The sequence below is a fragment of the Anabaena sp. FACHB-83 genome (genome assembly GCF_014697485.1).
Classification (GTDB): Bacteria; Cyanobacteriota; Cyanobacteriia; order Cyanobacteriales; family Nostocaceae; genus Nostoc_B.
Genome location: NZ_JACJRY010000014.1, coordinates 11,997 through 27,488, shown reverse-complemented (window position 1 = coordinate 27,488; position 15,492 = coordinate 11,997). Strand labels below are relative to the sequence as shown.

The following is a 15,492-nucleotide window of genomic DNA, read 5'->3' as shown; positions in this document are numbered from 1 at the left end:
TTGCTAAAGACTTTGGATTATATTTGGCTTTGGTGATATGAAAACGCCTATTGCAGACAAAACTCCTGTTCCGCCCAAAATTTGGCGACGACATAGCGATCCTCCCAGTTTATGGATATTTGTCGCTGTGAGTTCAGTTTCCCTACATTTGTTGGTTTTCTGGCTGATGCGATCGTCTAATGCTTTGGGAGTGTGGTTTCCAGCGCCAAGCCAAGCTATTGTTCCTATCGAGGTTGTGGAAATTTCTCCCACAGCTAAATCAACATTACCTAAGACGACAGTCTCACCCAAACCTAATAATTCATCACCAAAATCTGTAGCCAGAACTGAAACAGCAAAAACTACACCCAGAAATCAAGATGCAAATCCCAGCATTTTGAAGCAAAAAGAACCTGCGGTTTCGCCAAAAAACACTAAACCTAAACCATCAGTCAAAAAATCAGTTTCCCAGCCAAAACCCACACCAAAACCCAGTTTTACACCTGATTTAACTAAATCTCCGCCACAGCCTAAACCGACACCGACTGTTCCTGTGGGTAATCTTCCTTGGAATCGTCGCCAAAAAATCGTTCTGGGAACAGGAACGCCATTACCCAACAGTCTTCCTACTGATCAAGCAACAAATTCCCCTACAGGAACCAAGAAAAATCCGCCTACGCCAAATCCTACAGGTACAACTTCTGACACCCCAACTCCGAGAAATCCCCAGACTTCTCCTTCTCCTGCCAGCACAAATTCTCAAACCTCTCCACAAGTTGGCTCAACGGTTAAAATAGTGCCTTTAGCTGATCAGGAAATGCGTCAACTCAGCCAAGATTTACCTGATGTTCTGGCTCAATACCAGGGAAGCAGTATCAAAACATTACCCGTAAATTCTCTGAATGGCGAACAGGGACTTGCACCAGCAGAACTTTTAGCCAGCTTGGTAATTGATCAAAATGGTAACTTTCAAGAAGCTAGAGTCTTAGAGATACAACCCGCCACACTCCAAGCCGAAAAAAATCTCTACCAACAAGCAATTAACGAACTTTTCAGCAACGATAAGTTTATCCCTGCCTACAATCAAGATGGCAGCAAACCAGAATTGAGTAATCTGTTTGTCAAAATTACAATTCAATCGGTTAATTCTAATTAAATATTTGAATTTTCTGCAAGATAGTGTGATTATGATTCCGTGGAAAATTATATTGACATGATTAAAATTAATGCGATAAAATTGTATGCTGTTCAAATAAAGTAGTTAAACTGCTAAACTAGGGGAAAATCATATCAATAGCATCAGCCTTAGTAGCTGATAATGCCTAAGAGATGCCTAGTTTATCTTTTTTTGTTGTTTATTAAATGAGGTGAACATGGCAAAGCGCCGTAACCCGAAAAAAGAAAAGGCGCTACGGAACCAGGCATACGCCAGAAAGTTTCGTAAACGGACTACAACGGGAAGAATGCAAAGAAGATTCCAGCAAAGATCACCTAAGAGTGAGGAAGATGAGGGTGCAGCAGCAATTGACGCTGAGTAAGCCGCCAGTTTAGTCTCTGATTCTTGAAGTGATTTTAATTTTAAGGGCGTACAGATGTACGCTCTTATTTTTTTGAAGTATAGCGATAGTTAGATATATTACAATACGGTTCAGTTAAGGTGATGAGAGTTGATTTCCCAATTTCTGCTCTACCTATTCAGACAATGAGTAAGATTTGGGGGATTCTCCCCCACACCCCCGATTGGGGGACGGTTGCGTCCCCCAAACCCCCTCCAAAATCATTTTTTCGTTTTTTGTTGAGTCATTATTTCAGGACTTACGCATCAAAATTTTCTGTGGGGATTGGGTGTGAGGGTGAAAGGGTATGGGGTGTAAGGGTTTTGGATACTTACACCCTTACACCCGAATTTCTCACGTATAGGTAGCGGGTGTGGAGAGAGAGGGGAGTGTGGGGGGAAAGATTTTTTCACCATCCTCCCACACTTCCCACCCTTCCCACCCCTCCCACACCCCTGGATTTCTCACAAGAGAGAAATCCAGGTTACACTCTCATACCCCTGCACCCTGTTCTAAAACCTTATTTTTTCGTTTTTTTGCGTAAGTCCTATATTTGTTGGTTTTGCTGTCATTGAGTTTTCTTATCTGAACCGTATTGAGATACATTAGGACAACTTAAAAGCTTGAATGGCAGGAAAAATAAGACTTTTTCTCCTATCTTCTGCCTCCTGCTATGTGAAGGCAGTACAAGATTTAACCCTGTAACCTGTAACCTATCACCTATTCCCTGATTTGGTTGCGAGCATGATCGATTGCTTTGGTGACTTGGGCAAAACCTGTGCCACCATAACTATTACGGGCGGCGACAACTGTGCGTGGGGCGATCGCATCATAAATATCAGCCGCAAATGTCGGATGTATTTGTTGCCATTCTTCTAAGGTTAAATCTTTTAAAAGTTTACCCGCAGCAATACTAGTTTTCACTACCTTGCCCACGAGATTATAAGCTTCTCGGAAGGGAACACCCCTAGCAGCGAGATAATCTGCGACATCGGTAGCATTAGAAAAGTCTTCTGCGACGGCTGTGTTTAAACGCTGGCTACGAAATTCCAAGCCTTCCCGTAGCAAAATTGTCATTGCTTCTAAACAGGCTTTGACGGTATTCACGCCATCAAATAAACCTTCTTTGTCTTCTTGCAAGTCTTTGTTATAGGCTAAAGGTAAGCCCTTCATTATGACTAACATCGCCTGGAGATGACCAAAAACACGCCCAGTTTTACCGCGTACTAGTTCTGGGACATCGGGGTTTTTCTTTTGGGGCATAATGCTAGAACCAGTAGCACAGCTATCTTTAAGGGTGATAAAGCGAAATTCTTCCGAAGCCCAGAGAATCACTTCTTCTGAAAGGCGGCTGAGGTGAACCATAATCAAACTAGCCGCACACAGAAATTCGATCGCAAAATCGCGATCGCTCACGCCATCCAAGCTGTTAGCATAAACATGATCAAAATTGAGTAGTTGGGCGCTGTAGTGGCGATCAATGGGGAAAGTTGTTCCCGCCAAAGCACCGCAACCCAAAGGCGAAATATTCACGCGGCGATAAACATCACCCAAACGTTCCCAGTCGCGCTGTGTCATTTCAAAGTAAGCCAATAAGTGATGGGCTAAACTTAAAGGCTGGGCGCGTTGGAGGTGAGTATAGCCAGGGATGAGAGTTTCCACGTTATTTTCGGCTATATCTAATAAAACTCGTTGAAATTCTCGCAGTTGAGTGCGAATTTGCTGAATTTGGTCACGGAGATAAAGCCGAGTATCTGTACCTACTTGGTCATTACGAGATCGCGCCGTGTGTAACTTTTTCCCTACATCGCCGACAATTTCTGTAAGTCGTCGTTCTACAGCAAAATGCACATCTTCAGCGTCAATTCCTGGCTGAAACTGGCCTTGGCGATATTCCTGGCGAATTTGTTCCAAACCTGTAACGAGTTGTTCGCCTTCTTCAGCAGAAATTATCCCCGTATGCGCCAACATTTTGGCATGAGCTTGAGAACCAGTCAGGTCGTATTCGATTAATTCAATATCAAAATTAATGCTGGCATTAAAACGAGCGATCGCAGGATGCAGGGCTGATTCAAATCGCTGACTCCAGGTTTGTTGTTGCGTCATAAAACAAAGGGGAATTGGAAGTAGGCAAATACTCTAATCCGTACTACCAACCCCCTGTCTGTGTCAACCGTAGCTGGTAAGATTGCGAAATAGCCAACCAATCACCAAACCAATCAGTAAAGCCCAGACTTGACCTGTTTGTATAAAGTGATTCCAAGCTTTCTGCACCTGACCCATGAGATTTGGGTCACTAATTTGCTGCGCCAACACCATTGCATTCATTGGCAAATGCCAAAATAGCTGAAAAGTTAAATCGTTGAGGTAGTGCATACCGAGTCCCAAATAAGACCTCTATGTCATAACCTCTAGTTCTATGTGATGTCCAGTGTTTGGCTTACTTAATTGGAGGTAGCGATCGCACGATCATTACTTGGTAAAGTTTTCTTATGTTTGATAACATCTGTAAATTTCTCGTAGAAAACTTTGCCAGTGATTTTGCTACCTGGCTTTTAGGTAAACCCATCACCCTAACTAAATTAAGTCCTTCTGAACTGTCTTTAGAACCAATTCGTGCTGATGCGCTGATATTACTTCAGTCAGACGAACTTGTACTGCACATAGAATTTCAGACTCAGCCCAAAATTGAGATCCCCTTTCGGATGATTGATTATCGACTGCGGGTATATCGACGTTTTCCCCACAAACGAATGCTTCAGGTTGTTATTTACCTGCAACAAACCAATTCTGAACTAGTGCAGCAAACAACATTTACCCTAGAAGATACTTTCCATCGTTTTCAGGTGATTCGCCTTTGGGAACAATCGACAGATAATTTTTTCCAATCTCCAGGGTTACTTCCTTTTGCAGTTTTAAGCCAAACTGAGAATCGTACTGAAACACTGCGACAAGTCGCCCAACAAATTTCCCAAATCGACGACCAACGAACACAAAGTAATATAGCTGCATCGGCGTTTATTCTCGCTGGGTTAGTATTAAATCAAGATATTATTCAACAGTTGCTGCGGAGAGAACTTATGCAAGAGTCAGTAACTTATCAAGCACTTATGAATGAAGGTCGGGCTGAAGGTCGAGCTGAAGGTCGGGCTGAAGGTCGAGTTGAAGGTATTGAAGAAGGTGTTCGCCTTGTAGCCCTTAATCTTCTACGGGAAGGAGTAGCTGATGAAGTAGTCATCAAAGTAACAGGTCTGTCCGCAGAAAATATCCAGCAACTTAAGTTGACAGAGTTGGACAGTGAAAACTGAAGAACCAAAAAACTTATGCGATCGCTGTGGCAAACTGTGAGGTAATCAGGACTTACGCACCACAATTGTCTGTGGGGATTGGGTGCGGGGGTGAAAGGGTTTTGAATACTTACACTCTCATACCCCTGCACCCTTTACTAAAACCTTATTTTTTCGTTTTTTTGCGTAAGTCCTATTAATGAAAACATTATACATTTCACAAAAAAATCATATCCCCGAATTTTCTAAAAATTCGGGGATATTTTTGATTGCAAATATTTTTTAATTAGTAGTTGACTTGTATAAATTTATACTCTAATATAAAAGCATGAGAAAGGCGATCGCCCTCCGGCAAGAGTCTGCGATCGCCTTTCTTGAAACCCACAACAGGATTCAAATACCATGATTACACAAGTACAAAATTTTACCCAACAGTATTTACCAAGCACAGGTTTTGAGATTCCCACACTCAAGCAATCTGCGGTATTTCCTACCAGAGAACCAGTTAAACATTTATTGATTGGTTCGCCTAAAGCGGTGACTAGTTCAATTTACCGTTTGCAAGCAATTGGTTATGCAAGTGTCGGCGACTGGAGTCCATTACTACCCACAGCCAACGCTGGGGAAGTGATGAGTATATTAATTCGTCAAATTTTCATCGCATAACCTGAAACCAAAACCCCGACTCAACCGCCGGGGTTTGAGCAAATTAGCATTTACGCACAAAGATTTTCTGTTAGCGATCGCTTGCTATGATCACGCTGGTTTCTTCCATTGTGGCTGGTAATATCGATATATCACGCAATATCACGCAGCAAGAGCAAGGGTTTAAAATTACTGCATAGCCTTTGATTCTATGTCATCCTCGCTTCGAGGATCAATGCTCAATACACAAGGGTATTTTACGGCTATGCGAGAATTTGGGAACTCAAGAGAGTGAGTGCGTTAAGTGTTGCTACATCAAGATAATTTAAAGTTCACTTCATAAATCATCTCTCATACCCTGAGCCTTTTCCATATATTTAACTAGGTGCGATCGCTAATCACCTAGAACTTAGCGAAAACTGTCCGTAATTTTTCGATATCCCGTAAATCAGGTATATTTAGCAACATCGTATTTCCTTCTAAGTATTAACTGAAATTTGTCTGTAATTATGCTGAATCTTCCGCAGGCGTAGTTGAATAATTCGGTGAAACTTCTTATAGAAATTCCGTTAAATCTTGATATTATTCCTGAGCGAAACTCCTACTTTTGCCGTTAGGAGATAATGCGAATATATATATTAGGTCAAACATGATTAATCCAAATATTTTCAGGAAATCTTCTCCGTGTAATCACTGCTTTATAGAATCTTTAATTGCAATAAGATAGTTATTAAGAAAACCTGAAAATATTGAATCACTACTTGAGATTCAGTGTAAAACTTGCGTGAACTAAAAATATAAACAATCAAGAAATATGTTAGATACTGTGAGCAAAGAGTTAGCACTTTTTTGGCAGCAAATAGAACAGAAAACGCAATTCCATGCAGGTTATCCATATAATTTAAGTTGTGATTTCACTTATCTAACCAAGTTCTTTAATTTTTTATTAAATAATGCCGGCGACCCCTATGTAGAGCCAGATTTTGGTCTACATTCCCGCAAATTTGAACAAGAAGTTCTATCATTTTTTTCCCAACTATATAAAATTCCCGAAAATGAGTCTTGGGGCTATGTAACTGCTGGTGGAACAGAGGGAAATTTATATGGAATGCTATTAGCAAGAGAAATTTATCCCGATGGCATTCTCTATTCATCTCAAGATTCTCATTACTCTATTGCTAAAGCTGCTAGACTTTTTGGGATAAAGCATCAAGTAATTAATTCCCAAACAAATGGCGAGATAAATTATCAACATTTATCCCAGGCAATTCAACAAAATTCCCAACGCCCAGTCATTCTTAACTTGAATATTGGCACTACTGTTAAAGGCGCAATTGATAACCTAGATAAAGTTCTAGAAATTCTCAAACAGCATCAAATTAAAGATTACTATATTCATTGTGATGCCGCGCTTTCGGGGATGATTTTACCATTTTTAGAGAATGCCCCCCAAATTAACTTTCAAAGACCAATAGATAGTATCGCTATTTCTGGTAAATTCATTGGTTCGCCCCTACCCTGTGGTGTAGTCTTAACTAAGAAAAAGTGGGTAGAAAAAGTAGAAACTATGATTGAATATCTTGGTTCTAAAGATACCACTATTCTTGGTTCTCGTAATGGTCATACGCCTCTAATTATTTGGTATGCGCTGAAAACCAGAGGTTATGAAGGATTCGCCAAAGAAGCAAAAACATGTATTCAAAACGCCCAATATTTATTCCAGCAACTTAAATTGCGAGAATATCCCTGTATGCTGAATAAATTCTCCAATACTGTTGTGTTTCAAAAGCCGAGCCAACCTTTAATTAAAAAATGGCAATTGGCTACTATGGATAATGTGGCACATCTGATTGTCATGCAAAATATAGACCGACACAAAATTGATACTTTCGTGAATGAACTGGTCTTACAAGAAGGATTATTACCAGAATCTGAATATTTACACCTACAACCAGTACTTTCTTAATCAGGGGTTGCTGAAAAACTGATCATTAACAATGGGTGTGAGGATTTTAAACATCCAGGACTTACGCACCAATCAATATTGTCTATGAAAATTGGGTGTAAGGATGTGTGAGTAAGGGTATTAGATACATACACCCCTGTACCCCTACACCCTCACCAAAATCCTTTTTATGCGTAAGTCCTAACATCTACACCCTGATATCAACAAGGACTAAGAATTTATGGAATTAGCAAATAAAGTTGCTTTAGTGACTGGGGGTAGTTCTGGTATTGGTCGAGCCACGGCTAAACTGTTTGCGGCTGAGGGTGCTAAAGTAGCGATCGCTGATATTGATACCACTGGTGGTTTATCTCTGCTGGAAGAAATCAAAAATAGTGGTGGAGAAGCCACTTTTCACAACTGCGATGTGAGTGATGAAAATCAGGTGCAGCATTGGATTGAAAGTGTCGTAAATCAATGGTACAGCATCGATATCTTAGTTGCGAATGCGGGAATTTTAGCCATTGGTTCTCTAGAAAAAGCTGGCAATTTTGATTGGGATAAAGTCTTAGGAACTAATGTTAAAGGCTATGCTTTTTGTGCTAAATATGCCATCCCCCATATACGTCAGCGTGGTGGTGGTGCAATTGTCAACGTTGCATCCATAGCGGCTTTGATTGCCTTTCCCAATTTTGCATTGTATAACACTACCAAAGGCGCAGTTGTCCAATTAACCCGCAGTTTGGCTCATGATTTAGCAACAGAAAATATTCGAGTTAATTGTGTTTGTCCAGGCGTAATTGATACATTACAGATACAACAATTTGCTGATTGGCAAGGTGTGACAAAAGAAGAAGCAATTCATCAACTCGCTGCAACAATTCCCGTCAAACGCTTAGGACAACCCCAAGAAGTCGCTCAAGCTATTTTATTTCTTGCTTCTGATAAAGCCTCATATATTACAGCAACATCCCTGGTGATAGATGGGGGTTATACGGTGCAGTAGTGAAGGGAGACAAGGGGAAGGTTTCGACACTTCGGCAAAGCTCACTAACCGAAGCCTATCGAGCATTGAGCGTTCGCGTAGCGTCTCCCTTGGGGAGAAGTCGAAATGCGTCTTTTAGCTATTTATAATCTGTAACCTATCACCTGTAACTTATAGGACTCATATTTGATTTATGAAAAAAATCAGTACACTCAGATCAAGCTGCTTTCCTACTCCCTACTCCCCATTCCCTACTCCCTGCCTATCGCGCTTGCGCTGCGCTTCGCGCACCACACAAATAGATTCAGAAATCACATCGGATTCCTATATCACCTGCTTTGATTTTGAAACTCATATCCCCCGGCTTTAATTGTCAATTTACCTGATTTCCATCCTTGATAAATTGGGCTTTTAACACCATCAGCACTTTGATAAACAGCAAAATGTTCTCGCCAATTATGTTGTTTACCATTGCGCCAAACTTTCGGTAAATTTACACCTTGATATTGCATTTTTACCTTACTAGAAACACCTTGATATTCCACTTCTCCCTGATCTAGCTGCTGTAGATTTAAGCAAGATTGAGAAATAACAGACTGTTGAAACTTCTCCCAGCTACCGTGGGTTTCTGGTTCACCAACTTCCAGGGCAAAGCCTGTGTATTTTTTACCATTACCTGTTGCTGTTAAAATTTGGTCATCAGGATATTGTTTTTGAATAGTTTGAGTTGCTGTTGCATTTACACCTTCCACCACTAAATTAATTGGTGTTAATGCCAGCCATGTTTTTTCGTATTTAATAAAAGTTATGCCCTTACTGCTCTCTACCAAGGCAGATTTAGGGAGAAAAAATTGAAATGGTGCTTGGGGTTGATGATTCAGCCAGATTACCAAATTACGATATTGAGCGATGTTTTCTCCGCCAAGGGAAGCAGTAGAAATTTTTGTCGGGTCTGTGCCGGTGGAAGCGATAAAATAATCTACTCCCCGCCCAGAATTAAACGCCATCATTTTAAAACCGTTCCAGTCGCCGCCAGAACCTTGGGCTAATGTTCCTAATTGAAATGTCTGACCAAAATAAAGAGTTTCATAAAACTGTGGTGCAGCATCATTTCCCGGTTTCCAGTTTTCGTAAGTGGGTTTGGAATTAAGTAATTCCACTGGTTTGGGAAATTGCTTTTTTGCTAAGGCGACAATTGCTGGTGGGGGACGGTAACTGCTGGTAATGAGATGTACTTCGTCTGGGGATGGGTTGGGATCTGAGATGGGAGAATCACCAAAATATAGTCCTAATTCATGAGTTGCTAAGGAACACCAAACGCAGTTACCGCCGCTATTGTCACGCTTTGAGGGGCCACCAAAGCCACCGCGCCAATATTTCAACGCGCCGGATGCAAAAAACCAATCAAGTGCAGATTTAGCCAGAGATTTGGTTTCAGGATCTTGAGCAAAATCATAGAGGTTAATATAGCCTGTAATGGTATGTCCCAGGTAGTTTTCCGAGTCCCATTCGCCTTGACCAATTTGGTAGAGAGTGCGGATATCACGCCGAATACGTTCTTTATATATTTTGCGTGTGGCTTCGTTACCTGTTTCTTGGGCAAATAAATAAACTGCGACATTCCGCATTCCTTTTAGATTATCGGTGTTGCGGCAGTCTACCCAAGTATTGCAGTTATCAGATGATTTCACCCAAAATTTGCGCGGAGTGATCCACTTGCGTGTCAGTGGGTCTTTTTCGGTCAAAATTGCCATTGCTTTCCGCATTCGCTGACGATAACTTGGGTCAAGATATTTGCCAAAGTAAAAGTATTTGCGGACTTGGCCTTTGAGGGTAAAGCTAGAGTAAAAATCAATACCCAAGGTATGAGCATGAAGCTGACGATCAGCGTCTTCTGATTGTAAAAAAGCGATCGCCTTTTCTCGATTACCTGCTAAAAAGTCCATCATCGCTTTTGGATAAGATTTTTTTTCATTCTCAAAGGCAGTCGAACCGTATTTCTCACCAGCAAATTTAGCAATTGTTTGCTGAGAACGTTCTTTAAACTCAGCCTCCATCTGCGGTGTCCATTGCGACTCAGATTTAGGCTGGTTAGCACCCAGACATAACAAGCAAATGATAAAAGCTAAACCAGTGTGTAATTTTTTCATAAGTAATATATTACACCTCAAAAAACTTCTTCTCCGATAAATTACTGTGCAGTAGTCCTTCTACTACAGAACCTTCCAAGGCTGGGAAGAAGAAATATCCTTGCCCTTGGTCGCATTTTAAGGCTTTGAGTTGGGTTAATTGTTCTACTGTTTCAATGCCTTCGGCGGTGACTGACATATTTAAACTGTGGGCTAATGTAATAATGGCTCGCACAATTTCTAAATTTTCCCCCCGACTACCGATATTACGAATAAAAGAGCGATCGATTTTAATCGTTCTCAGTGGTAAGCGGTGCAAATAACTTAAGGATGAATAACCTGTACCAAAATCATCCATGTGTAACTCAATATTCAAGGTAGTTAATTGCGAAAGCATAGCGTTGGCTAATTCAAAGTTATCCATCAGCAAGCTTTCGGTAATTTCTAACTTCAAACTACTGGGTTCTAAACCTGTATTGTGCAGAACTTGTTGCACTTGTTTGACAATATCTGGCTGCATAACTTGTTTGCCAGAAAAATTGACGCTAATTGTCAAAGGTACACAAGCGGGAAATTGTTGATGCCATACTTGCAATTGGCGACAAGCTTCATAAAGCACCCATTGACCAATAGAAGCAATCATTCCAGTTTCTTCCGCTAAGGGAATAAATTCTTCTGGAGAAATAATCCCTCTTTCAGGATGATGCCATCTAATTAAGGCTTCAAAACCAACAATTCTACCTGTAACTAGAGACACAATTGGCTGATAGTGCAGGCGAAATTCTTCTTGCTGAATCAGTGCATGACGCATCGCCGTTTCTAGCTGCAATAGCAGAGATGCACTTTCGTGCATAGTGGGATGAAAAATTTCATAACGCGCTTTACCATTAGATTTTGCTGAATACATCGCCACATCAGCATCTCGCAGAATATGTGCAGCTTGCTCATAATTATTGCTACTTAAGGCAATCCCCATACTTGCGTTCGTAAAGACTTTATGTTCATTTAATTGAAAAGGTAAAGCCAGTAAAGTTTGAATGCGTTCAGCGACTTGAATTGCACCGTTGATACCATCGATTTCTTCCAGTAAAATTGTGAACTCATCACCGCCAAACCGCGCCACCATATCGCCTGCGCGTAAAATTGACTGGAGTCGATGGGAAATAGCAATTAACAGTTGATTGCCGAGTAAATGCCCTAAACTATCATTAATCACCTTAAAGCGGTCTAAATCTAAAAAAATAACAGCAAATACATAATCTAGCTTTTGTTTGCTGCGTTCTAGAGATAGTTTAACTCGCTCCATAAACAAAGATTGGTTGGGTAATCCTGTCAGGGCATCATGTAAACTGTTGTGCAGCAGTAGTTCTTGGGTTCTTTGTCGTTCCAGAATATCTTGTTGCAGCTGTTGATTAACTCTCATCAGTTCAATGGTACGTTCTGCGACTAACTGTTCCAACTGACAACGATATTGTTTGAGTTCTTCTTCGGCTAGTTTGCGTTGAGTAATATCTCGCAAAATGACAACATATTGTCCTAATGACAAATTAGAAGGCTGGGAAACAGTAGACTCTACAATATATGAACCATGTTTGGTGGTGAGAGTTTGTTCACTCCGCATCGACCATTGCTCTGGTTTACCATGATGGTTGATCAAGAAGAGATTTAAACTCTGTCCGATGAGTTGTTGAGTACTAATGTGAAATAATTCTTCTGCTGCTAAATTGGTCTGGATGATTGTACCTTGTTCATCCAAAACTAAAACAACATCGGGAACAGTATTGAGGGTGGTAATAAAGAGATTTTTGGCTTGTTGCCGTGCCTGATCAATGGCGGCAATTTGTGGTAGGGTAGTCCAGCAGGCGATCGCTACCCCTACAAACGAAAGCATAACCAACACAATAGCCAGTAAAGCATTGCGTGAGTTGTCATGAAATTCACCTAATAAATCACGCAAAATCCAACTGCCAATAGCAGAAGCACAAATCAGCGATACTAAAACAATTACCTGAAGTACTACAAAATCTGAGTTATTACTAGTAAATTTTTCGGTGTAACGTTCTGTCCACCATTGGGGATGAAATGGTGCAAAGTTACAGCGACGCAAGCCCATATCTCCCATCATCAACACCAAAGGAATAATCATCCCAATTAATAAATCTTGCCAACTCCAAGCTAATCCACCAACTACTAAAACTACTGCTTCTACCAAAAAAAAACCCAATGACCACCAAGGCCACAAAACTTCTACTTGATGGCGACATAACCACAAGCCAAAATGTAGCCCCATAATGGCTAACAAATAGCATGTACCTGCCACTGTCACCAAGTGAGATACACTGCCTAGATTCAAACAAAGCAAACTGAGTAAAAAAGTAATAAAAATAGCTGGCCCCAAAATGCCTTGGCGGGAAACTACCGTAAACACAGGCGACAACTGACCATCCAACGCCAGTTGGTAAAGAATCCGAGGAGAATTGGTAACGGCTGTGGCACAACTTAGCAGACAAGAAAACGCAATTAGCAGTGTAACTAAAAAAGGGGCAAATGAACCCCAAAAAGGTTGTGATGCCGCTAATAAATTCAAGAATGTATCTTCACCAAGATTAGTATTGGTAACGGTACACATTAATACCCACGAACCACCAAGAAAAACAGGGGGAATTAGCCAAGTTGCTGTGGTTAAAAAATTCAAAGTTTTTTGCGGAGAACGGCTATCGGCAACAAAAGCAGTTGTGGTTTCACAAGCGTAAACTGAATAACTGGCTAGGAAAAACCACTTTGCCCATTCGGCAAAAGTTAGGCTGTGGGTACTAGGTGGAAATAAATTAATTCCCTGAGATAAAACTAACCAAAATATACCTTGAGTACAAAATAAAAGTACTAACGAAATTGCCGGAATTACAAAAAATAAGTGTAGTAGGGCGACAGCACGAGTCCCACTAAAAGCCACAATAAAGGGAATTGCTGTGAAGGTAATTTTTAAGAAAGTTTCTGGACAGGAAATACCTAAAGGTTGAAAATTAACTTTAACTAAGTCTGTCAGGATAATTGCGTATAATGCGGGTGCGGCTGCCCAGCTAAAATAATAAGCCAAAGCAACATAAAGACCCAAATGAGGATAGTTTTTGAGTAGCCGAGCCGTATAATTAGGTGTCCCTCCGGTTACATCCAGCCAATGTTTACCTAAACTTTGGATTTGTAAGTTCAAAATACAGGAAACAATTGTCCCAAACACCCACACAAAAACAGCTTTAGATCCTAATGCTGCATGGATAACCGGTGCAGTGCCAATCCATCCTACATGACCCGTCAGCCCAAAGCCCCAGGTTTCTAGATAACTTAAGGTACGTGGCAGGCGCATTACTAACCGTTGGGTTTTTTCGCCCTGCACAGAACTATTACTGACCATTGTTTTCTAGCTAGATGTACTGACTATCATCCACTGAATAACTGATCTGATTTTTTATGGCTTCCGTGTAACTGCTGAACTTACCTAGAAAATCTTAAGTGTGAACAAAAGGGAGTAGGGAATCGGGAGTCGGGAGTGGGGGTTTGAGGGTGTATGGGTGTAAGGGAAAATTTTGACCAAAAAGGCAGAATTTATGGGTATTTCCTCTTACTTCCTGCCTTCATTAGCCTACTCGTTCTATCTCATCGATTTCTTTGGGAACTCCAGCAGTTAATACTTCATGGCCTGTGGGTGTGACGAGTACATCATCTTCGATGCGAATGCCAATACCAATCCAACGTGGGTGGGTTTGTGGTTGGTCTTCGGCTAGTTTTGTATCTGGAACAATGTATAGCCCTGGTTCGACTGTGAGGACTTGACCGGGTTGTAAAATCTGCGGTTTGTCGTCACCATGTTGGTAAACGCCAACATCATGCACATCTAAGCCTAACCAATGGCTGGTGCGGTGCATATAATATGGTTTGTATTTTTCTTCTTCGATGATTTTGTCAAGTTCGCCCTGGAGAATGCCAAGGTCAATTAAGCCTGCGGTGAGGACGCGCACAGCAGTATCGTGAACCGCTTTAAAGGTGTTACCCGGTTTGACTTGGGCGATCGCTTGTTTTTGTGCTTCTAGTACAATTTCATACAATGTCTTTTGTTCTGGCGTAAACTTACCACCCACGGGAAATGTCCGGGTAATATCGGAGTTGTAATAATTGTAGGCACAGCCAGCATCAATTAATAGCAGTTCGCCATCCTGCATCTGACGATTATTTTCAATGTAGTGGAGGACGCAAGCATTCACCCCTGAAGCCACAATTGAAGGATAAGCAGGCCCCATTGCACCCCGGTGGCGAAACAGCCATTCGATTTCGGCTTGGATTTCGTATTCATAACGTCCGGGTTTGGTAATCGCCATTGCTTGATTATGTGCTTCAATAGCGATCGCAGCTGCTTGGCGCATCATTTCTAATTCGGTTTCTGTTTTAATTAGGCGCATACTGTGAAGCACCGTACAGGTATCTTCAATGGCAATTGGCCCTGTACCTCGTTTGGGATAAGTCCGCAGTAAACTTTGATAATGTGCTAAAACTTTTTCATTAAATTTGCGATCGCGCCCCAAGTGATAATAAATGCGATCGGATTTTTCGAGATATTGGGGCAATTTCTCATCTAATTCATTGATAGGATAAGCTGCATCAGCGCCATAAATTTCTTTGGCTGCATCCACCCCGCAGCGATAACCAGACCAAACTTCTTTTTCTCGGTCTTTTGGCTGGACAAACAACACAAAACGATGTTCGGGGTGATTTGGTGTTAACACTGCCACGGCTTGCGCTTCATTAAAGCCTGTTAAGTAGAAAAAATCACTGTCTTGACGATAAGCATATTCGACATCGTTGTGCATGACTGCCATTGGCGCACTGCGAAAAATCGCCGTACCATTGCCAATTTTTGCCATTAATTGCTCCCGACGCTGCCGATATTCTAATTGCATAGTTTTTCAATTTG

At 41.2% G+C, this 15,492-nt stretch carries 11 protein-coding genes; 6 read left to right on the top strand and 5 right to left on the bottom strand.

The annotated features are described in order from the left end of the window. The first annotated feature begins 37 nt into the window (after window positions 1–37). The gene (locus tag H6G79_RS17805) at window positions 38–1,135 is read left to right on the top strand and encodes a hypothetical protein (RefSeq protein ID WP_190590843.1); all 1,098 of its coding nucleotides are present in this window, start codon (window positions 38–40) and stop codon (window positions 1,133–1,135) included. A 217-nt stretch (window positions 1,136–1,352) separates the two neighbouring features. Beyond that, window positions 1,353–1,517 carry a hypothetical protein gene (locus tag H6G79_RS17800; RefSeq protein ID WP_190671295.1) on the top strand — a complete coding sequence of 55 codons (165 nt, stop codon included), beginning with the start codon at window positions 1,353–1,355 and terminating at the stop codon, window positions 1,515–1,517. Between the two features lie 738 nt (window positions 1,518–2,255). Here the strand turns inward: H6G79_RS17800 and argH are convergent. Then, window positions 2,256–3,641, bottom strand: coding sequence for an argininosuccinate lyase (argH, locus tag H6G79_RS17795; RefSeq protein WP_190590844.1), 1,386 nt, complete (start codon window positions 3,639–3,641; stop codon window positions 2,256–2,258). A 63-nt stretch (window positions 3,642–3,704) separates the two neighbouring features. Beyond that, window positions 3,705–3,911, bottom strand: coding sequence for a hypothetical protein (locus H6G79_RS17790; protein WP_190590845.1), 207 nt, complete (start codon window positions 3,909–3,911; stop codon window positions 3,705–3,707). 116 nt (window positions 3,912–4,027) lie between these two features. Here H6G79_RS17790 and H6G79_RS17785 point away from each other — a divergent pair, with 116 nt between their 5' ends. The 4 genes from H6G79_RS17785 (at window position 4,028) to H6G79_RS17770 (ending at window position 8,418) form a co-directional block, all read left to right on the top strand. Beyond that, window positions 4,028–4,843: an Rpn family recombination-promoting nuclease/putative transposase gene (locus H6G79_RS17785; RefSeq protein WP_190590846.1), complete on the top strand. Its 816-nt coding sequence runs from the start codon at window positions 4,028–4,030 to the stop codon at window positions 4,841–4,843. Between the two features lie 381 nt (window positions 4,844–5,224). Further along, entirely contained in the window at window positions 5,225–5,488 is a 264-nt protein-coding gene (locus H6G79_RS17780) for a hypothetical protein (RefSeq protein ID WP_190590847.1), read from the top strand. 793 nt (window positions 5,489–6,281) lie between these two features. Continuing rightward, window positions 6,282–7,433 (top strand): histidine decarboxylase, encoded by a 1,152-nt coding sequence (locus tag H6G79_RS17775; protein ID WP_190590848.1) that lies wholly within the window; start codon window positions 6,282–6,284, stop codon window positions 7,431–7,433. Between the two features lie 220 nt (window positions 7,434–7,653). Next, a complete protein-coding gene (locus H6G79_RS17770; RefSeq protein ID WP_190590850.1) occupies window positions 7,654–8,418 on the top strand; it encodes an SDR family NAD(P)-dependent oxidoreductase in 765 nt (254 codons plus the stop codon). 308 nt (window positions 8,419–8,726) lie between these two features. On the opposite strand, the gene H6G79_RS17765 is transcribed toward H6G79_RS17770, so the two are convergent. The 3 genes from H6G79_RS17765 to H6G79_RS17755 form a co-directional block, all read right to left on the bottom strand. Then, the gene (locus H6G79_RS17765) at window positions 8,727–10,454 is read right to left on the bottom strand and encodes a hypothetical protein (protein ID WP_190590870.1); all 1,728 of its coding nucleotides are present in this window, start codon (window positions 10,452–10,454) and stop codon (window positions 8,727–8,729) included. Between the two features lie 103 nt (window positions 10,455–10,557). After that, complete coding sequence (locus tag H6G79_RS17760) at window positions 10,558–13,938, bottom strand: EAL domain-containing protein (protein ID WP_190590852.1); 3,381 nt, start codon at window positions 13,936–13,938, stop codon at window positions 10,558–10,560. Between the two features lie 223 nt (window positions 13,939–14,161). Then, complete coding sequence (locus H6G79_RS17755; RefSeq protein WP_190590853.1) at window positions 14,162–15,478, bottom strand: aminopeptidase P N-terminal domain-containing protein; 1,317 nt, start codon at window positions 15,476–15,478, stop codon at window positions 14,162–14,164. Window positions 15,479–15,492: the final 14 nt, after the last annotated feature.